The sequence below is a fragment of the methane-oxidizing endosymbiont of Gigantopelta aegis genome, from assembly GCF_016097405.1.
In the GTDB taxonomy this organism is placed as follows: Bacteria; Pseudomonadota; Gammaproteobacteria; order Methylococcales; family Methylomonadaceae; genus Methylomarinum.
Genome location: NZ_JAEHGD010000003.1, coordinates 90288 through 111538, shown reverse-complemented (window position 1 = coordinate 111538; position 21251 = coordinate 90288). Strand labels below are relative to the sequence as shown.

The following is a 21251-nucleotide window of genomic DNA, read 5'->3' as shown; positions in this document are numbered from 1 at the left end:
TTTTGAGACAGATACCAACATGATTGACGATTTATACGATGATGACGAAGAAGCCGTTGAATATGCCATCCGGCCGAACAAAACGGCGATAAAACGGGATATTGCGCGTATTGCCGACCTAGCGGAACAAATCTGTGCGCTAACGGAAAATCAAATAAAAAGCCTGGAATTGCCTGAGAGGGTTGAGGCCTCGGTTTTGGAGGCGCGCAAGATGCCACCTAAAGCGGCTAGAAAGCGGCTGTTGAAATTTGTGACAGGACAATTAAGAACACTTGACCTTGAGCCGATTACAGAAAAAATTGCCCGTATCAAAAGCAAAAGCATTCATGCGGCACGCGAACATCATCAGGCTGAACAATGGCGTGACAAGCTGCTATCGGAAAATGGACAGGATGCGTTGACCGATCTGCTCGCGCAATTTCCACAGGCGGACCGACAGCATATTCGGCAACTGCAACGCAATGCACAAAAAGAAACACAAGCCGGCAAGCCGCCTAAGTCTGCCCGCCTGCTATACCAGGAAATCAGAGCGCTCATCGAGCATGCGGAATAAGTCCAGTTGTCGATACTCAGAAGGGTTTTGTTGATTCAATGCGGAAAGGGTAACGCCCAGCAAGCGGATTTTTCGCCTGCCCACCTCGGTATCTTGCAGTAATGCCTCAAACACGGCTTCTAGCCCTTGTGCTGTCTCGATGCGTGTCGGTAAAGTCCGGCTGCGGGTAATCTGCACAAAGTTATAGTATTTGATTTTAATCGTTATGGTATGGGCGACAAGTTTTTTATCGGCCATTTTTTTCAGCGCCTGCTGTAACAGCCGCATTAACTGCTGAAAAACCACGGAATAATCGCTGATATCCTGTTCGTAGGTGGTTTCCACACCGACTGATTTTCGTAAGCGGTCATTCTTCACCGGCCGCTCATCAACCCCTCTGGCCAGATTGTAATAATAGCTGCCGGATTTACCAAAATGGCGGCACAACTCTGCAAGCGACCATTTTTGTAAATCCTGACCTGTCCGAACACCTAAGCGATGCATTTTTTCTTCAGTGGCTTTCCCCACGCCGTGAAACTTGCCAATCGGCAAACCTCTAACAAACGCAGGCCCCTGTTCTGGTGTGATCAGATACAAGCCATCAGGTTTATCCATATCGGAAGCGATTTTAGCCAGAAATTTGTTATACGAAACACCCGCCGAGGCGATAAGTTCGGTGCGCTGTTTTATTTTCTGTTTGATCGCCATTGCAATACGCGTTGCAGAACCTTGGCCTGTGACATCCAGATAAGCTTCATCCAGTGACAATGGTTCGAACAGGTCGGTAAATTCGGCAAAAACCTGATGAATAATAGCCGACGCTTCGCGATAGGCCTCAAATCGGGGCTTAATGAAAATGCCCTGTGGGCATAAACGATAGGCATGCGACGACGGCATGGCAGAATGAATCCCAAACCGACGCGCCTCATAACTGCACGTCGCCACGACACCCCTGCTATCAGGCAATCCGCCAACGATAACCGGTTTCCCCCGGTATTGCGGATGATCACGTTGCTCGACCGCGGCGAAAAATGCATCCATATCGACATGAATAATTTTTCGGATAATCTGTTTTTCCGCCATTGTGAACCATGCTTTCCTCACATAATGTAGGCTATTTTAGAGTGAATTTTACAGGCGTGCTATTATTAAGATTAGCTTAATCGAGCTTGCCAGCATATAACCCCTTACATTATTGTTAGCAAAGCCGGGTTAAGATTGACGTCAGTCGTCAAAATGCTTGCTTTTAGCCTCAGGTCAATGCCATGAAAATACGACCTTTACCCCACAGATCACTTCCACGTTGTGTTATTGCATTTTGTTTGCTATTAAGCGTCAGTTGTATCGCGAATGCACAGGTTGCGTCTGCAGCCCAAGCCATGCGTCATACACTCGCAACCTATCGACAACACAATCCCCCGTTATCGCCTTCTGAACAGCATTTCTGGCGTGCCATTGAAGACCTTTATTTTTTATCGCCAACCACATTCGTTTGGCTGGGCCACAACCAAACCCTAACACAGGTCGCTAATGCCCTTAAAAATTTGCAACAAGCTGAAAACAGCGGCCTTCGGGCAGATGACTACAATGCCCTGCAATTGACACGACACTGGCACGATCTGCTTTGTACCAAACAGGCCAATTGGGGCAATTATGCCCGTTTTGATCTGGCCTTAAGTATTGCCCAACTACATTATTTATCGGACTTACGCTATGGCCGAATTCGGCCACAAAACGCACAATTTGACCTCGAGCCAGATCCTTCAATGGATAAACTGGTCAAGTTGTTATTATCCGGCATCGCAACAAACCAGGTCGCGCAACTACCCGCTCAGGCTGAACCTGCCTACAAGCCCTATCAGGATCTCAAAAAACAACTGCCGCGCTATCGAACATTAGCTCAAAATACATTTCCTCATCTTTTGTTTTCTCAAGCCGTAGATGAAAACACCTCTGACCCACAGATCAGCGTATTAAAGCAAATACTGCAAAAGCTGGGTTTTTTACCTATGGATACGCCACTTGATGCTGTCTATAGCGGCGCTGTCATTGATGCCGTTAAACGTTTTCAACATCAACATGGTCTGACAGCCGATGGCGTCATCGGTAAAAAAACCCTAGCGGCACTCAATGTGACGCCTGAACAACGTCTGCGGCAAATCGAATACGCCTTGGAACGCTGGCGTTGGCTACCACCGTTGAACACTGAGATGCCTTTGATTCTAGTCAATATTCCTGCTTACCATTTATGGATATTTCAACAAGGCAACTTACGTCAGCCACCAGACCTGGATATGAAAGTCATCGTCGGTATGGCTGAGGAAAACCAAACACCCATATTCATGGGGCAATTGCAATATCTTGAATTCGGCCCCTATTGGAATATTCCTTTACGTATCGCCGTCAAAGAGATTTTACCCAAACTGAAAAACGATCCGGATTACTTGAGCAAACACAACATGGAGCTGGTGTCTGACTTCCATACCAATACCCAGGTTATCCCCATGTCGGAGACGTTTGCAACGGATCTAATTCATGGCAAGATTCATATTCGGCAACGGCCGGGCCCCTCTAACGCTCTGGGACAAATCAAATTCATTTTTCCCAACAGCCATGCTGTTTATTTGCATGACACGCCGGCTAAAAGATTATTCAACAAACCACGCCGGGATTTAAGTCATGGATGCATCAGAGTCGAAAAACCTGAACAATTGGCAGACTATATATTGAGACGTGCCAATAACTGGCACAGTACAGAGGTTGATAAAGTTTTCCAGCAGCGGAAGAATTGGAGAGTACGCTTAAAACAGCGATTTCAGGTTTTATTGTTTTACAATACTGCGCAGGTGGTTGGCGAAGATATGTATTTTTTTGATGATGTTTATCGTCTCGATAAGGTTTTAAGCCATCGCTTACAACAAGACGCGCTCCCCTTACAACAAAAACTCAACGCCAAATTAAATGCTTTATTATCACCAAGAGCGGACATTGCCGGTATCGAGATGCACAAACCCGGTCGGATAGTAGCCGACGCCGCCACGCCCTAACAGTAATGCCGCATCTCGAATATTTTTTAAATCCACGCCTTCAAGACAGACATCAATGGCCTTGCCCTGCATATGCAGACTTTTTTTCGCCACTCCTTGGGTATTTTTCTGTAGCATAGCGTTCGTTTTAGGCGAACGGTAACCCGAAATTACCTGAAAAGGTTTATTGACAGCAAGGCGGGCTTGCACATCATGCAACAAATCCAGCAACCCCGTATCCATGGCATGTTTATCTCCGGTACGATGATCCCGCAGTAAATAATTGACTTCGTTCAATGCTTCTGGAATATATCGGCCATTTTCAAAATACGTCACGGCCAGTTTTTCCCCCGTATGCAGATTAGCAAACGCTAAATGGCGCACCGAAGTCTCTGTTTTGACAGCTGATCTGGCAAGTATGGGAAAGGCTAGCATAGCGCTGCCCACTCCCATTGTTTTCAAAAAGTTACGTCTATTTTTCAAGGTCATTTGTCTATCTGAATTTTTTCAACAAGCGGCTAATACCTTAAAAGTAGCAGAAATTTAAGGTATTGGAGAAAAGAATAATTATTTGTGCGGAGGAAGTTCCAGCTTTTCGGTTTCATCCCAATCAGAGAAAGGGAATGGAAGCTGCTCGGTATTGAATGTTAAAAACAACAAAATGTGATACAGATAGGCCGATAATTTTTTACCTAAATCCAGAATATTGGCGTTTGGTGCGCCGGTCAACAAGGCAGAGGCGACTTGCAACAAGATTACAGTCCACAGCAGAATACGCACCAAACCGACAATGACCGAATAGATCAGCATAAAAAATATACGTTTCCAGGTACTGATCTTTTTTATATGTTCATTAAAGGGTTGTTCAGTCATGGTTAACCTCTATTCATGATGTCACGCAAATCCAGTGATGCGGCATTAGCACGCGCAATATAATTTGCCATAGTTAGAGAATAGTTAGCAAAAATACCAAAGCCATCACCATTCAGAATCATTGGACTTAAAATCGGTTCAATGGCATTTTCCAAAGCATGGATAATATTATCCACGGTATTCATGGCTCGCTTATCCAATAAAATATCGGCAAAATCGTGTTTCACAGCTTCCAGAATATGCAACAATGCCCAGCAAGCGCCCCGTGCCTCATAAAAAACATCATCAATTTCTAACCAAGGTGTTTTCCCCAAGGTCGGCAAATTCGGGTTATTTGGATCCGTCGGCGCACCATGCGCAGCCCCTGCAAAACGGTCTGTACTCGCCGATAGGCGGGTCGATAAACCGCCTAATCGTTTAATCACAATTTCGATATATTGCCAGAGATTATCGGCTCGCGAATAAAATTGTGCGGGTTTTTTTGCATTCGGATCCTGCAAGCGGTCCATATAACGATGTAAGGCATCAATGCCCTTCATATATTCAGATTCAGTCGATGGCAATGCCCAGGAATTACGCTCATAGTAAAAATAGGGTTCGGCCATAGCCAGATCAGGATCTTCGGCAGATTGTGACTGGTCTCGCGCAAAATGATTCCGCAGTGCCGTGGTGCCATCACGCAACATAATCAAAGCGCCATGCTCCCAGTTTTGGATGTTATCCAGAAATACACCGGGGGGAGCCACGTCATTGGAAATATAACCACCGGGTTTAAACATCAAAACTTCGGCAATATGTGCCAATGTGTTGGTATAAACATAGCCTACAGGCATCGCATCAGCATGCGTGGCCTCCATGCGCTTAACGGCTTCTTCCTGCACATTAAATCGCTCAGGCTCTGAGCCCCACCAAGCACCGAGAACAAATAAAATAATAAGGATAAGGCCCGTAAAGCTGGCAAAGCCCCATAATATCCCTCTAGACTTAGCGTCTTCAAGCTCTACTGAATTTTCTGACATGTCTTGGTTTTCCTACAATATTGGGTAATGTAACGATCTGATACGCTGGGTTTTTAACGATGGTGTCTGAAGATTGTTCCTGATTACACATAGAAGTTCAGCTTAGCCCCCCAATGCTCCCAAACACAAGCATATAACGGCCAAATAATAGCATGATTTCATGGGCAACCATAGAATCCATTTTGTCAATGGCAAAATCGTACCGGGTCATTTATTTTTTTTATGTGCTCTGGGGTGAGCCTGGTCGTAAATCTTACTCAAATACTGAAAATCAAGGTGCGTATAAATCTGTGTTGTTGAGATATTCTGATGACCAAGAAGTTCCTGTACAGCTCGAATATCCTGGCTGGATTCCAATAAATGACTGGCAAAAGAGTGTCGCAACATATGCGGGTAAACATGTTGCTCCAAGCCATGCTTTTTGCACCAGCGATCGAGCCGTAATTGAATACTGCGCTGACCGAGCCGCCTCCCTTTTGTGCTGATGAATACGGCTGAATCATCACTGTCAAAACGACATTCCAGCCAGTGCCGTATCGCCTGAACCGCTTTTTTGCCAATCGGCAAATCACGCGCTTTATCACCTTTCCCTTGCCGTACCCGCAGTTGACCTGCATCTAAGTCAATATCTTCAAGATTCAATTGCGCCAGCTCGCTGAGCCGCAAACCGGAAGAATAAAATAATTCAAACATAGCGAGATCACGAATTTCCAGTACTGAGTCTGGACTCGCCTCTAATAGCGCGGTAATTTGATCAATATCCAGGGTTTCCGGTAATAATTTGTTTTGCTTAGGCGCTTTGACATTTTTAGCCGGATTATGCGTACCCTGCTGCCTGGCCATCAAAAAACGATAAAAACTGCGAATCGAGGCCAGCATTCTCTGCAACGAACGGCTACCGATACCTTCACGGTGGCGCTGTGCGATATATTGCTGGACATGCTCATGTTGTACCTGCTGCCAGTTTTCAAGCGCAAGTGTCTGACAAAACTGCATAAAATAACGCAAATCCCGCTGATAATTGCTCAGCGTATGCGCTGATGCACGCTTTTCAACGTTAAGAAATTGAATAAAAGCATCAATGTCCGCAGTCATTCTTCAGTCAACATCGCAATCAGCCGCGTTCCAATAATTTCGCTCATCTGGGTCAAGAACAAATGCCCCATACTGGCATGAAAACGATTCTCATCACGACTGCCTATGGCTAAAAGCCCTTCTAATTGCGTAAATGCCATCGGAATAATAGCGCATGACCTGACTTGTTCAGCCTGATCGGCAAACAGAAATCGTGCCTGAGCCAGTGTGATATGCCCACATTGTGGTTGGTTTCGACTTAAGATGGAATAAAAATGCTTCAATTCAGGATGTTCAGGCGCGACAAAAACCGCTTCATGCGCGGGTTCTTCTGACACATCGTGTGTCCGAATAATCTTGATGGCAACAAAATCGGTATTGAAACATTCCGACAACACATGATCAAGATTGACACACACATCATCCAACGATTGACTTTCCAGCATTGCCAATGTCAATTCATGCATGCGACTGAAGACAGTATCATTTTCGTGCGCAATTTCAATCAGGGTTGCGAGTTGATTTTCCAGTTCCTGGTGTTTTTTGCGAAACATTTCCAATTGCCGGGAAATCAACGAAACCGCTTTCCCCGTAGGATGAGGCACATAAAGATGCTCCAGTAAGTCTTCATGTTCATGAAAAAAGTCTGGATGTTCGTACAAAAAATCAGCGACTTGCTGTGAATCCAGCGCCGACCCACTATCGGGCAATCTTTCAATATCTGTCATAAATCAATCGTTCCTTCAAAAACACCTACAGCGGGGCCGGTCATCATTACAGGGTAACCTCGACCGGCCCAATGAATTTTCAGCTTACCGCCGGGTAATTGCACCGTAACGGTATCATCCAGCAAATTCTGCTCGATTCCAATAACAACTGCCGCGCAAGCACCACTGCCACAGGCCAGGGTTTCGCCCGCGCCGCGTTCATAAACCCTCAGCTTGATATATTGGCGATCCAGCACTTGCATAAAGCCAATATTAGCGCGTTCTGGAAAAAACACATGATTTTCTAAGGCCTGCCCCAGCGTCGCTACCGGCGCGGATTGAATATCATTGACTTGCAGCACCGCATGCGGATTACCCATAGACACCGCGCCAAAGGCTTTTTCGACATTATCAACCGTTACACTATAAAAGCGTGATTCCTGCTCGGTGCGAACCGGAATATCATGAGGTGCAAAACGCGGAATGCCCATGTTAACAGTGATCAAGTCATCTTCTGTGACATATAAAACCAGTTGCCCGGCTTCGGTTTCGACTCTGATTTCATCTTTGTCCGTCAACCCCTTGTCGCGGACAAAGCGGGCAAAACAGCGCGCACCATTGCCACATTGTGCCACCTCACTACCGTCAGCATTGAAAATGCGATATTTAAAATCGGCCTCAGGGCATTGTGGCGATTCCACTAATAAAAGTTGATCGCAGCCAACGCCAAAATGTCGGTCGGCGATATATCGAATCTGCTCAGGCTGAAGCGCAATGTGTTGATTGATCGCATCGATCACGACAAAATCATTTCCCAAGCCCTGCATTTTAGTAAACTTCATCACTTGTCTTCCGCAATCAAGGCCTCACCCTGCCAGAGTTGAGTCAAGTTTTCGCGCTGTCTGATCAGCCAGTGCTTGTCCCCATCAACCAAAACTTCGGCCGCACGCGGCCGTGAATTGTAATTAGAGCTCATGGTAAAGCCATAGGCGCCGGCGGAACGAACGGCCAATAAATCCCCCGGCTGTAATGCCAGACTTCGATCTTTACCCAGAAAGTCACCCGTTTCGCAGACCGGACCCACAATATCCCACAGCTTGAGATCAGCATTATTATTCTGTTTGACCGGAACAATATCTTGCCAGGCATTGTAAAGTGACGGCCGCACCAGGTCATTCATGGCCGCATCGACAATGGCGAAATTTTTCTCCGCAGTCGATTTTAAATATTCCACCCGCGTCACCAAAATTCCGGCATTACCCGCAATCGCTCGGCCCGGCTCTAACAAAATTTCATAATCGCTGCCGGCCAAACGTTCGAGTAACTGGGTGATGTATTCGGCTGGAGCAGGTGGCGTTTCATCACGGTATCGAATGCCCAAACCTCCCCCTAAATCCAGATGATGCAGGTTAATGCCTTCATCTTTTAAGCGATCGACAAAAACCAGCACCCGCTCTAGTGCCGCCATAAATGGCTCAGTTTCAGTCAGCTGTGACCCAATATGGCAATCAATACCGACAATATCCACATGATCCATTTTTGCAGCGCGTCGATATTCGCCCAACGCCGTTTCAAAATCGATGCCGAATTTGTTTTCCTTCAGACCGGTCGAAATATAAGGGTGCGTCTTAGCATCAACATCGGGATTGACCCGAAACGAAATCGGCGCGACCACACCCATCTCGCCAGCTAAACGATTAATGCGATCTAACTCACCCGACACTTCAATATTAAAGCAGCGAATTCCGGCTTTTAAAGCCGCCACGATTTCCGGCTCTCGTTTACCAACACCCGAAAATACAATTTTTTGGGGGTCTCCACCTGCCGTTAATACGCGTGCCAACTCGCCTTCCGATACAATATCAAACCCCGATCCCAAGCGGGCCAGCAGATTCAACAAGGCAATATTGGAATTAGCCTTGACCGCATAACATATCAGGTGGGGATGATCGGCAAAAGCCTTGTCAAATGCGTGCCAGTGCCGCTCTAGCGTGGCGCGGGAATAAACATACAACGGTGTACCATGCCGCTGGGCCAAATCGCTGACGACAATGTTTTCGGCATAAAGCTGGCCGTTTTTAACGGTAAATGCGTCCATTTTATTGATCTTCCTCAGGAACGTAAATTGGGGGAGGGTTATCCGGCAAATATAATGGGCCAGTCTGCCCACAAGCACTGCTCAGCAGCATTAAAAGTAGCAGAATTTTGATTTTCATCAGCCCTCTCCATAAACGATGCTCGGCAACCAAGTTGCCAGTTGTGGCCAGAACGCCAATAATGCCAGCATTGTTATCTGAATCAAAATAAACGGCATCACACCTTTATAAATCTGTCCGGTACTGACTTCAGCCGGCGCCACGCCGCGCAGATAAAACAGAGCAAAACCAAATGGCGGAGTTAAAAATGAGGTTTGTAAATTGATTGCAATCATGATGCCCAACCAGACAGGATCAAGTCCCATCGCCAATAATACAGGACCTACAATCGGCACGATAACAAAGGTAATCTCAATAAAGTCCAGCACAAAACCGAGAAAGAACATCACCGCCATAACGCTGAACATCGCGCCAAATTTGCCACCCGGTAGGTCAGATAACACATCGACAATCAATGCTTCGCCGTCAAAACCACGGAAAACCAGCGAAAATAACGCTGCGCCGATCAAAATCATAAACACCATACTGCTGACCTGCGTCGTATTCTGGCAGGATTCGCGTAAAGTTTGCCAATTCAATTGGCGCTTGAATCCAGCCAGCAGCATCGCGCCGACCGCACCGACACCCGCAGCCTCGGTAGGCGTCGCTATACCGCCCAGGATCGAGCCTAACACGGCAAAAATCAACAGCAGCGGAGCACTGAGGCTTTTCATGATTCGCCAATAAAACGCACGACTCCGCATCGCTGGATTCTTAGGAGCCGGCATCGTTTCAGGATTAAACCAGGCGATACTGACGATATAAAGCAAATAAAACAATACCAGGCCTAAACCAGGTATCAAGGCACCGGCAAACAAGTCACCCACCGACACCGTTTCTGGTGCAAAAATACCCATATCCAGCTGGGCCTGCTGATAGGCGCTGGAAATCACATCGCCCAACAACACCAGCACAATGGACGGTGGAATGATTTGCCCCAATGTCCCTGAAGCGCAGATGGTGCCGCAGGCAATGGCCGGATCATAGCGATTGCGCAGCATGGTCGGCAGCGATAACAGGCCCATAGTGACCACAGTTGCACCGACGATGCCGGTGCTCGCCGCCATCAGCATGCCAACCAATGTTACGGCAATACCCAGCCCGCCCCGCAGACCGCCAAACAATTCCGCCATCGCTTCTAGCAAATCTTCAGCAATGCGGGCTTTTTCCAGAATAACGCCCATAAACACAAACAACGGCACCGCTATCAGCGTCTGATTGCTCATAATGCCAAACAAACGATTCGGCAATGCATTTAAAAAAGCATCATCAAATACATCAAACTGAATGCCGACGGCGGCGAATAGCAAGGCGGTTCCACTCAATGCAAATGCAACTGGAAAGCCACTGAGCAAAACGATAAACACGGCAGCAAACAGCCATAACGCCAGATACTGTTCCATCAGCCAGGCTCCTTATTATCTGTCGCTAGGATTATCGACAGGTTTTTAAAAAACATGGCTAACGCCTGTAAAATTAGCTGTATACCCATCACAATTATCAGGCTTTTGAGCAAAAACAGTCCCGGCAAGCCGCCGGAATGCCGCGAACCTTCCAACACCGACCATGACTCAGTAACGTAATGCCAGCTTGCCCAAACGATAAATCCACTCACCGGCAGTAATAACAACAATGCCCCCAGACAATCAACCCAAGCCTTGCCTTTCTTGCTCAAGCGCTGATAAAAAATATCAACCCGAACATGACCATCATAATTTAGGGTATAAGCCGCCCCGAGCATAAACACCATGCTGTGCATATAAGTGACCGTTTCCTGCAACGCGACCCAGCCACTATCAAACGCGTAACGCAACACAACAACAGCAAAGGTTGTCAGCACCATCAATAAACTCAACCAGGACACTGCTTTGCCCAGCCCGTTATTAAGCGTTTCAATAAATGAAATACAGCGATTCATAGCATCTGAAGATAAAAAAACGCCATTTTACCTGAAAAGCGACGACCATGTTGCCAATTTACAACATGGCACAAAATCTAAAAGTCCAGAAACAATCCAGGGTCATTTTTGTCAAAACAAGGCGAAAAAGGATGATTAGGATGATGAACGCATGTGTGAAGCGTAGTATATTTACGTCCATGAGAATTTTACGCTTCCTGACAGTTGATCCGGTCAATTTAAGCCTTAAAGCAAAAGCTTATTCCACCATTGCCTGTTTTTGCTCTATTTTCTTTGTCGCCTTAAGCACGCATATTGTTGGGCTTGGACCGCAATACCCGATGATTATAGCTTCGTTAGGGGCCTCTGCCGTTATTTTATTTTTTATTCCAAACAGTCCGCTAGCTCAACCTTGGCCCTTTGTCGGTGGCCAGATTAGCTCCGCTTTGATTGGTGTTAGTTGCGCGCTCAATATCGATGAAATCGCATCAGCCTCAGCCGTCGCCGTAGGTGGCTCGGTTTTAGTCATGGTGCTATTACGTTGTCTACACCCACCCGGTGCGGCAACCAGCCTAGCGCCGATCATGGCGGGCGATTCTGTCATTTCGTTGGGTTATCAATTTGTCCTTCATCCTGTCGCCATCAATGTTGGGTTTATGCTGCTGTTATCACTTCTCATCAATCGCCTACTGATGAAACGTAATTATCCCAGCCCGCTGCCGGCTGACTCCAACGCTCAATTGCCATCGAGCACGATAACCCGGCCCGAATATAAAATCGGCATTTCAGAACAGGACATGACGCTAGCGTTAAAAGAGATGGATGTTTTTGTTGATATGACGCCCGCCGATCTAGCCAAGATCCTGACCCGAACCGAAATGAATACCTTCAAACGTATTCGGGGCGATATCTGCACAGCCGATATTATGCGCCGCGAGGTCAGCACAGTTGAATTTGGCACCGAGGTGGAAGAAGCCTGGACGATGATGTACCAACAAAACCTGAAAGCCTTACCTGTAACAGATCGCGCCAGTCATGTTATCGGTATTATTACCTGGCACGATTTTTTTAAATTTCTCGACCTAAACCCATATGCCAATTTTCAGGATAAGTTTCGTCATTTTATACGTCGTACAGCTAAGATCTCCGCCCATAAACCTGAAGCTGTCGGACAAATCATGACATCGTCGGTTGTGGTCATGCCCGATACGGCCCATATTGTCGAACTGATTCCATTAATGTCTCTTCAAGGGCATCGCCAAATCCCGATTGTCAATGCCGACAATCGTCTGGTTGGCATGGTCTATCAGGCCGATTTAATTTCCGCACTCTATAACGTCACACTCGCGACACATGCAAGCTAATTATGCCGATTCGGTCTTTTCAATCGCCACATCTTCAGCCTGTGCCATCAATTCAGGTTCGGATGATTCAGGACTAAGTGCTTCTGTTTTTGCACCTTTGCTCAAGGGCAGATGATAATAGAGCTCGACAAACAACACCGGTATCCAAAACGCCATCAACACAGCAATCGAAAAAAAACCGGGATTAAGAATGTGCCCAACCCACCATGCCCCCATGCTGCCCCAAATCACCCGCATAGGCCCTGGAATATATGCTTGCGCCATGTTTCTACTCTGTTTTAAGTTATAACAAACAGAGTATCGGCGGGTAGACCCAAAATTTAAGACTTTACGTAACTGCTCACCCGGTTGTGTTTTAGCCGGAGTAGGTCATTGATTTATCAGGACACGTGAATACATCCATGTAGTTCTGCATAACATCCCTGTTATGCAAGCCTGATAAATCAACAACCTACACCTGCTTTTTAGAGGGGGTGAGTAGATACGACTTTACCTTAAATTGACCGTAGCGCGCCAAAATCACCGGCATCAGCAGTAAATTTAAAAATGTCGATGACACCAGACCCCCGATAATGATCGCCGCCATGGGCCCCATGATTTCCCGCCCCGGGTTATCACTGTTAAAGGCAATAGGAAACATCGCCAAGGCAGTCACCAGCGCGGTCATCAAAATAGACGGCAAACGTTGCTGCGCACCCAACACCACGGTCTGCCAGTCCCAGGGCAAGCCTTCATCCTGCACCAAATGCTGATAATGCGAAATCAACATAATACTATTGCGCACGGTAATACCGAACAAGGTGATAAAGCCTACCACCGCGCCGACCGACAGGCTGGCGTGAGTCATCAACACCGCACCGACACCGCCTAACAAGGCGAATGGCAGATTAGTCAGTGTCAACAACATATTGCGCACATTGTTCATCGCCAAATAAATAAAAATCAACACTCCGATACCGGCCAATAGTGCATGTAAAATCAGGTTATGCCGCGCCTGAATCTGCTCTATTGCCGCACCGGTAAATTCAGGATAGCTATTGCTAGAAAAATCAATTTCCTCCAACACACGCTGTTTAAGCTCACGCATAAAGTCATCCATATCGCGGTTATCGACAGCACAGGTAATCGTCTGCTTACGTTGAGCGTTTTGGTGCAAAATATTATACCGACTCTCACCATGGCGAATGCTGACCACTTGACCTAATTCGATCACCGCGCCATCGAGTGTTTTAATCGGAATATGCCGGATCGACTCAGGATCGTCACGCATTTCAGGTGGCAGAGTGACACTAATGTCTAACAAGCGATTACCCTGCACCTGCTGGCCAACCACCCGCCCCCGATAAGCTGCTTCAATGGCTTGTCGGATCTCTGCCGGACGCAAACCAAAACGTGCCAGATGCGATTCATCCAGTTCGATCAGAATATCGGGCGTCGCCGGCGGTGATCTCAGTTGCACATCTTCCGCCCCTTCAATCGACTGCATGATAGTGGCGACCTGGACGGCTTTCCGGTCCAACTCGCGCAAATCATTCCCGTAAATATTAACGACCACGGGTGCTGTGTAACCGGAAATTGTTTCATCAATACGTTCGGTTAAAAATGTATTCACTTCCGCCACAATACCTGGAAAAGCCTGCAACACACGGCGCAGCTGCTCAAGCACCTGTTGTTGCTCGCTACCGGATAACGGTTTCAAGCGTACTTCAAATTCGCTGTAATGTGTGCCATAAGTATCTGCACCCCGCTCGACACGACCAGCCCATTGCGAAACCGACGCAACCCCCTCGATCTGCAAAAACTGCACCGTCAGCGCTTGCCCCATGGCAATCGATTCAGTCAGAGATGTTCCCGGTATGCTGCTGGTATGCACCATATAATGTCCTTCCCGCAATTCCGGCAAAAACTTATGCTCGACCTGCTCCAATAAATACAGTGCCAGCAAACTGACAATGAGTAAAACCCCCAACACAGCTTTAAAATGATGTTTAACCTGGCTTAAAACAACCGCGTAAACGGGTTTTAACACACGAATCAATGGCGGCTCTGCCGTCGATAAAGAGGCATTGCCTAATAATAAAAGACTTAATGCCGGCGTTAGCGTCAAGGCAACCAGTAATGAGGCTAGAATAGCCAAAATATAGGAATAACCTAAAGGGGCAAACAAACGACCCGCGACGCCATCCAGCGTCAATAAGGGCACAAACACCAACGCTACGATAAAACTGGCGTAAACCACCGAACTGCGCACCTCCAGCGAAGCATTCAAAACGACCTGGGCCGGGTCTTGTGGCTCTGCGACCCTGTTATTTTCTCGCAGCCGGCGAAAAATATTCTCACAATCAATAATCGCATCATCCACCACTTCACCCAACACAATCGCGAGCCCGCCCAGCACCATGACATTCAAATGCACGCCAGCTTCCAGCAAAATCACAATCGCCGCCATCAATGACACCGGAATCGCCAAGGTCGAAATCAATGCCGTACGCAGGTTATACAAAAACAACACTAACACCAGCATCACAAAACCCGCACCGATCAGCAAATGGCCGGAAAGATTGGAAAACGAGGTTTCGATATAATCGGCGGGTCTGAATAAATGCGGATAAAAATGGATCTTCTGTTTCTGGAATAACGGTTCAAATTCCTGCAATACCGCTTCCACCCTTCTTGAAACTGATAAGGTATTCGCCCCATATTGGCCAATGACCATCATCACCACACCAGGCTGTCCCATAATCTGGGCCGCGCCAAATGACGGTTTTGGCGCGTATTCAATATGTGCAACATCACCCAATACAATATTTTTCCCCTGCTGGCGGCGAACAATCAATTTTGCCAGTTGCGCTGGTGTTTGCGCCATATCGCTGACATTAAGACTAAATCGCTGATTGGCGTTTTCAATAAAACCACCGCCACTACCCAGCTGTCCGACTGCTCGCGCAGCTTCGATCACATCAGATATAGATAACTGATAACGCTGTAATTTAACGGGATCGAGCTGAATTTGTAATTCCCGGATGTGTCCGCCAAAAACATTGACATCAGCCACACCTGGAATCGCCATGATGCGCGGCACCAGTGTCCAATCGGCAAAGCTTCGCAATTGCATCAGGTTTTTATCGCGGCTTTCCATCCCTACCGTCATCACTGTCGCCGATGACGACGACAATGGCACCAGTACCGGTGGCTGAACCCCTACAGGCAGTCGTGAAGCAATCGTGCGCAAACGCTCGGCAACCTGCTGTCGATTGACTCGAATATCACTGTCTTCACTAAATACGACCGTTACGACCGATAAGCCCTGGATCGACTCAGAACGCATAAATTTCAAGCCAATCAAACCCGCTAACGCCGTTTCAATCGGTTGTGTCACCAATACTTCGACATGTTCAGACGACAATCCAGGTGCTTCGGTTTGAATAATGACCTGTTTCGGCGAAAACTCCGGAAAAATATCAAGTCCGGCCTGACTAAAGCGATAGCCACCATAGCCAAACAATACCAATGCCAGAATCAATATCAACGGCGCAAAACGAATAGAAAGCCGAACTAGTAAAGACAGCATGAAAATCCTATAACCCTAAAAACATCGCGATTATCCTCACTCGACATGATAGACAACGCCCCTGATTCCCTATTATACTCAGTGCATCCAACAATCTGCAGTTTCCTATGAATGCACGCTTCCATATTCTCATCATCGATGACAATGTCGATAATATCCAGGTTGCCGTCAATATCCTGCGTGAAGAAGGCTATGAGTTTTCTTTCGCCACCCATGGTCAAGAGGGACTAGACATACTCAACGAAAAATGCAACCCAATTGACTTAGTTTTACTGGACATCATGATGCCCGTCATGGATGGCTATGAAACATGCCGCGAAATCAATAAAAACCCTTTATTGAGGGATATTCCAGTCGTTTTTCTGACAGCACGAACCGATATTGACTCCATCCGTAAAGGTTTTGAAGCCGGTGGCGTCGATTACGTTACCAAACCTTATCGTGCCGAGGAGTTACTTGCTAGAGTCAAAACACATATAGAGCTATATCGTGCCAGAAAATTACTCCAGGAACATAACCTATCGCTTGAAAGCAAATTAAAATTTGAGCACCACCGCCTGCTCTCTGAACTGGAAGAAAATCAAAAAGAGCTTATCTGGATGCTTACCGAACTGATGGAATCGACTTCCGATGAAACGGGCAAACATATCCGCCGGGTTGCAGAAATGTCGGCGCTATTGGCAAAACACCATCCCAGCCTGACAAAAGAGGATGAGGACATTCTATTTCATGCCGCGCCGATGCACGATATCGGTAAACTCACCGTCCCTTACGACATCTTGCATAAACCTGGCCGTTATACCGAAGAAGAATTTAAAATCATGCAGGCACATACCACCAATGCCTGGAAATTATTACAGCGCTCAGAACGCCGGTTGATTAAATCGGCTGCCATCATTGCCCATCAACATCACGAAAAATGGAATGGAAAAGGCTATCCAAGACAACTACGCGGCTATGACATCCACATCTATGGCCGTATTGTCGCCCTAGCCGATGTGTTTGATGCGCTTACCCATAAACGTTGCTATAAAGAGAGCTGGTCGGTGGAATCGGCAATCAGTTACATTCATGACCACCGCGCAACCCAGTTCGATCCAGAATTAGTCGATATCCTTCAGGAACATATTGATGAATTCATTGAAATCGTCAACCTCAGCTAATTCATGTCTTCTCTGTTGCGACTATTTCTGCTTTGTTTGATTTGCAGCAGCAGCCTGGCTGCATCGAAAATCGAGTTAAACCCGCAGGAACAAACCTGGCTAAAAAACAACCCGACTGTACTCGTAGGCGGCAGCCCCGACTGGACGCCATTTAATTTTGCCGATTATAAAGGCCGCTATCAGGGGGTCGCACACGATTTTCTGCAACTCATTAGCCAAAAAACGGGTTTAAAGTTTATTATCCATATTGATACCTGGCATAACAATCTGGAAAAAATCCGCCACCGTCAACTCGATATACTACCTGCCGTTTATTACACCGAAGACCGCAGTCACTATCTGATTTTTTCGCAACCCTATTTTGAGGTTTTAGATTATTTTTTCATCCGTGACGACATTCCCGCGCAAAGTTTCGCCGACTTAGATGGCTTACGCCTCGCTATCCCTAAAAGTTACGCCCATATTCAGCTTTTAAAACAGTATTTTCCAAACATAAAACTGATTCTGGTTGATACATTTGGTGAGGCCATTGATACTGTCTTGGAAGATAGGGCAGAATTACTTTATGACACCTACGGATCGCTGATTTACACCCTGCAACAACAAGGGATCAACACCATTGTGCCATTTAAATCAACCCGCGATATTGTTGGCACAAATCCGATTCATATCGCCACCCGCATTGACAAACCGATACTCGCTGCAATTATCGATAAGGGCTTAGCTGCGATCACGCCACTGGAAAAACAAAAAATTTATCGAAAATGGCTGTTGTTGCCCGAAATCAATGCGCCAAAACAGACGCTGACTCCACAACAAAAACAATGGTTAAAGCAGCATGGGACAATACGGTTTGCTATTTCCCGTGACCGGTTGCCTTATGAACATATGGATGAACAAGGCGATTACATCGGAATCGTCGCCGGGTTTTTAAAATATATTCAGGACCACCTTGACCTGCCGGTTGAACTCGTCCCGCCTTCGGAATCACCCCAAAAAACCATCGACATGACCATTAAAGCCCCATCCGCCAATCCAAACTCGCCATGGCTTTATAGTCGGCCGATCACATCCAACCCGATTGTGATCATCATGCGCGACCCCTTTCATTATATTGATAATCTATCCATGCTTCAGGACAAATCAATCGGTTTTGTACCTGAATATGATAATGCCAGCATTCTGCAGGGGCAGTATCCTAATATCAAGTTTCAGACTATAAACACCATTCAACAGGGGATGATGGCAGTTTCTAGCGGCCAAATAGATGCCTTACTCCTACCTTTAGCGCAAGCCAGCTATTATCTCAGTCGCCTTGGCATCAAAAATATTCGTATTGTCGGCAGAACCCGCGTCGATAGCCAATTAAGCTTTGCCGTACGTAAAGATTTAAGCCCTATCATGCCCTTGATCAACCAAGCGTTGGCCAATATGTCCCAACAACAACAAAATGCGATTTTCACAGCTTGGGCCGGGCCGCAAGTACTTGAGAAAAAAGATCACACCACGCTGATCATCACCATCAGTATTTTTCTGGTTATTTTAACAATTATCTTCTACTGGAATCGGAAACTGGCGACTGAAATTTCCCACCGTAAACAACTTGAACAGGAACTTTTAGTCGCCAAGGAAAATGCCGAACAAGCCAACCGTGCAAAATCTATCTTTCTGGCCACCATGAGTCATGAAATCCGCACGCCGATGAATGCCATTTTAGGTTTTACCGAATTACTAAACGAACAGCTGACTGACTCTAAACACAAAGCCTTCGTTAAAACCATCCGCTCTGCAGGACAAAACCTGTTGACCCTGATCAATGACATTCTCGACTTATCCCGTATTGAAACTGGAAAACTAAGTATCAAAAAAACACCCTGTGACATCCGTGCCGTTTTTGCAGAATTGCATACTATTTTTACACCGGACCTGGAACAAAAACAACTGACGTTCAAATTGGATATTGACCCAACTATTCCAGAACAATTGATGCTCGATGAAATCCGTTTACGGCAAGTGTTGCTAAATCTAATTGGCAATGCCATTAAGTTTACCGCCGAAGGGAATATCAGCCTGAAAGCGGCAGTCCGCTCGAAGTCTGAACAGAGCCTTGATCTAATCCTATCTGTTTGTGACACCGGTATTGGCATTTCAAAAGAAAACCAGTCGTTGATTTTTAAGGCTTTTGAACAACCCGACAATCAAGACCTGAAGAAATTTGGTGGATCCGGTCTCGGTCTTGCCATCAGCAAACAGCTCGTCGAAATGATGCAAGGCCAATTATGGGTAAAAAGCGAGCCAGGCAAAGGAAGTTGTTTCTCTATCTTGTTAAAAAATGTCGCCATCACGTCATCAGAACCCAATACCTACAACGCTGTCGCAGCCTCCGACTCCACTTATGTCTTCAGCGGCGGCCACATTTTAGTGGTAGACGATGTCGCCGATAACCGGCAGCTGATTAAATCATTTTTAGCCGATACAGCGCTACAAATCGACGAAGCCGAAAATGGTTTACAAGCCTTGGAAAAAGTAGGGGCTGTTGCCATTTCACATAGGTAACCATAAAAAGGCGCAAGCCAGAGCGATAGAGCCTTCAAAATTTCGTTTGAGTTTGTCATATCGCGTGGCGATCGCTCTGAAATGCTTAAGTCTTGCAAACACATTTTCAACGAGATGGCGATATTTGTAGAGACACCAATCCATTTCATCATTTCCCCGAGTTGAATTCTTTTTCTTGGCCTTTGTCTTTAATTTGAAGACGTAATGCTTCACTGTCATAGCCTCTGTCAGCAACTATATAGTCACCTTTTGGGAGCTCTGCAACTAATTTCGGTGCTTCTTTACAGTCATGAACTTCGCCGCCTGTCACTGAGAAATGAATAGGAAGACCACAGGCATCAACGGCCATATGAATTTTACTGGTGTTCCCGGCGACAGATTTCCCTATCGCTGTTTCTTGTTCACAGGCCGCACCACTACTATGCTGATGTGCTTTCACAATACTCCCATCAATAAATTCCCATTCCAGGTCTGGGTCAACAACCAGGGCGTTAAAAATACCCATCAGTTTTTCTTTACGAGACCAGTCATTGAATCGTTTATATACCGCATTCCAATTACCAAAAGCCGTGGGTAAATCTCTCCAGGGACAACCTACTCGCAAGCGATAAAAAATACCTTCGACTGTTTTTCGAAGACAAGGTTTGTCATAAATTCCCATTTTCAACATAATTATCTTCATAAAACAACATCCGTTCGACCTCATCCTGATGGACATCAGAATGCCGGAAATGAATGGCCGTAAAGCCGATCAACACATAGGCAAACACACCACCACACCGATTATTGCATTATCTGCATCCTTTCTCGCCAGCGATGATAAACACGAGGACAATAGCCTGTTTGATGGCTTTTTACATAAACCGATTCAAAAAAAGGACTTGTTAGCACTACTGAAACGCTATTTACCGTATCAAACCATATCCGCCCACAGCCGCACAGCCTCACCTGTCACCCTATCTGAAGCCGACATACGCATTTTGCCTGAACTGCTGGAAAAATTACAGGCTTTAAAAACACAATGGGAAAGCACCAATAAAAATAACAATCTGAGCCAGATCATGACCTTCAGCCAAAAACTGCAAGAGCTGGGAAAAACGTATCCGGTCAATGTTTTAGCCGACTATAGCGCACGCTTGAAGAATGCGGTAGACAGCGTCGATATTGTTCAAATCAAACAGCTTCTGCAAGATTACCCGAAAATGATCGCACGCTGGCAAGACGCGCTAAAATAACAAAATTACCCCTTACAGTGATACCATAAGCCCTTTTAC

General features: G+C 46.3%; 19 protein-coding genes and 1 pseudogene. 6 read left to right on the top strand and 14 right to left on the bottom strand.

The window, feature by feature from the left end:
- The first annotated feature begins 19 nt into the window (after positions 1–19).
- A complete protein-coding gene (gene yjgA / locus JEU20_RS14395; protein ID WP_198246836.1) occupies positions 20–553 on the top strand; it encodes a ribosome biogenesis factor YjgA in 534 nt (177 codons plus the stop codon).
- Here the strand turns inward: yjgA and dinB are convergent.
- Positions 512–1615: a DNA polymerase IV gene (gene dinB, locus JEU20_RS14390; RefSeq protein ID WP_198246835.1), complete on the bottom strand. Its 1104-nt coding sequence runs from the start codon at positions 1613–1615 to the stop codon at positions 512–514. The genes yjgA and dinB overlap by 42 nt on opposite strands.
- 182 nt (positions 1616–1797) lie before the next feature.
- Here dinB and JEU20_RS14385 point away from each other — a divergent pair, with 182 nt between their 5' ends.
- The gene (locus JEU20_RS14385) at positions 1798–3579 is read left to right on the top strand and encodes a L,D-transpeptidase family protein (protein ID WP_198246834.1); all 1782 of its coding nucleotides are present in this window, start codon (positions 1798–1800) and stop codon (positions 3577–3579) included.
- On the opposite strand, the gene mepK is transcribed toward JEU20_RS14385, so the two are convergent.
- The 10 genes from mepK to JEU20_RS14340 all read right to left on the bottom strand — a co-directional run bounded on the left by mepK (position 3505) and on the right by JEU20_RS14340 (position 11344).
- Complete coding sequence (mepK, locus tag JEU20_RS14380) at positions 3505–4047, bottom strand: peptidoglycan L,D-endopeptidase MepK (RefSeq protein WP_198246833.1); 543 nt, start codon at positions 4045–4047, stop codon at positions 3505–3507. The two genes, JEU20_RS14385 and mepK, sit on opposite strands and share 75 nt — an antisense overlap.
- A gap of 78 nt (positions 4048–4125) precedes the next feature.
- Positions 4126–4431 (bottom strand): DUF4389 domain-containing protein, encoded by a 306-nt coding sequence (locus JEU20_RS14375; RefSeq protein WP_198246832.1) that lies wholly within the window; start codon positions 4429–4431, stop codon positions 4126–4128.
- A 2-nt stretch (positions 4432–4433) separates the two neighbouring features.
- Positions 4434–5450, bottom strand: a complete 1017-nt coding sequence (locus JEU20_RS14370; protein ID WP_198246831.1) for a DUF2333 family protein — start codon at positions 5448–5450, stop codon at positions 4434–4436.
- Positions 5451–5657: 207 nt separating this feature from the next.
- A complete protein-coding gene (gene xerC, locus JEU20_RS14365) occupies positions 5658–6545 on the bottom strand; it encodes a tyrosine recombinase XerC (RefSeq protein ID WP_198246830.1) in 888 nt (295 codons plus the stop codon).
- Entirely contained in the window at positions 6542–7252 is a 711-nt protein-coding gene (locus JEU20_RS14360; RefSeq protein ID WP_198246829.1) for a DUF484 family protein, read from the bottom strand. The genes xerC and JEU20_RS14360 overlap by 4 nt, the downstream gene beginning before the upstream one ends.
- Positions 7249–8076, bottom strand: coding sequence for a diaminopimelate epimerase (gene dapF / locus JEU20_RS14355; protein WP_198246828.1), 828 nt, complete (start codon positions 8074–8076; stop codon positions 7249–7251). The genes JEU20_RS14360 and dapF overlap by 4 nt, the downstream gene beginning before the upstream one ends.
- Complete coding sequence (gene lysA, locus JEU20_RS14350) at positions 8073–9329, bottom strand: diaminopimelate decarboxylase (protein ID WP_198246827.1); 1257 nt, start codon at positions 9327–9329, stop codon at positions 8073–8075. The genes dapF and lysA overlap by 4 nt, the downstream gene beginning before the upstream one ends.
- A gap of 1 nt (position 9330) precedes the next feature.
- On the bottom strand, positions 9331–9447 hold the full coding sequence (gene lptM, locus JEU20_RS14775) for an LPS translocon maturation chaperone LptM (protein ID WP_214657316.1): 117 nt from the start codon (positions 9445–9447) through the stop codon (positions 9331–9333).
- Entirely contained in the window at positions 9447–10829 is a 1383-nt protein-coding gene (locus tag JEU20_RS14345) for a TRAP transporter large permease (RefSeq protein WP_198246826.1), read from the bottom strand. The genes lptM and JEU20_RS14345 overlap by 1 nt, the downstream gene beginning before the upstream one ends.
- A complete protein-coding gene (locus JEU20_RS14340) occupies positions 10829–11344 on the bottom strand; it encodes a TRAP transporter small permease subunit (RefSeq protein WP_198246825.1) in 516 nt (171 codons plus the stop codon). The genes JEU20_RS14345 and JEU20_RS14340 overlap by 1 nt, the downstream gene beginning before the upstream one ends.
- A 179-nt stretch (positions 11345–11523) precedes the next feature.
- Here JEU20_RS14340 and JEU20_RS14335 point away from each other — a divergent pair, with 179 nt between their 5' ends.
- A complete protein-coding gene (locus JEU20_RS14335; RefSeq protein ID WP_198246858.1) occupies positions 11524–12687 on the top strand; it encodes an HPP family protein in 1164 nt (387 codons plus the stop codon).
- On the opposite strand, the gene JEU20_RS14330 is transcribed toward JEU20_RS14335, so the two are convergent.
- Complete coding sequence (locus JEU20_RS14330) at positions 12688–12951, bottom strand: hypothetical protein (RefSeq protein WP_198246824.1); 264 nt, start codon at positions 12949–12951, stop codon at positions 12688–12690.
- 187 nt (positions 12952–13138) lie between these two features.
- On the bottom strand, positions 13139–16258 hold the full coding sequence (locus tag JEU20_RS14325; RefSeq protein ID WP_198246823.1) for an efflux RND transporter permease subunit: 3120 nt from the start codon (positions 16256–16258) through the stop codon (positions 13139–13141).
- Positions 16259–16365: 107 nt separating this feature from the next.
- On the opposite strand from JEU20_RS14325, the gene JEU20_RS14320 reads away from it, so the two are divergent.
- Complete coding sequence (locus JEU20_RS14320) at positions 16366–17421, top strand: HD domain-containing phosphohydrolase (RefSeq protein WP_198246822.1); 1056 nt, start codon at positions 16366–16368, stop codon at positions 17419–17421.
- 3 nt (positions 17422–17424) lie between these two features.
- Complete coding sequence (locus tag JEU20_RS14315; RefSeq protein WP_198246821.1) at positions 17425–19977, top strand: ATP-binding protein; 2553 nt, start codon at positions 17425–17427, stop codon at positions 19975–19977.
- Here JEU20_RS14315 and JEU20_RS14310 read toward each other — a convergent pair.
- Positions 19966–20683: pseudogene (locus JEU20_RS14310) on the bottom strand (IS5 family transposase). The gene JEU20_RS14315 and the pseudogene JEU20_RS14310 overlap by 12 nt on opposite strands.
- Positions 20684–20687: 4 nt before the next feature.
- Between JEU20_RS14310 and JEU20_RS14305 the strand changes: the two are divergent.
- The gene (locus tag JEU20_RS14305; RefSeq protein WP_198246820.1) at positions 20688–21212 is read left to right on the top strand and encodes a hypothetical protein; all 525 of its coding nucleotides are present in this window, start codon (positions 20688–20690) and stop codon (positions 21210–21212) included.
- Positions 21213–21251 lie beyond the last annotated feature (39 nt).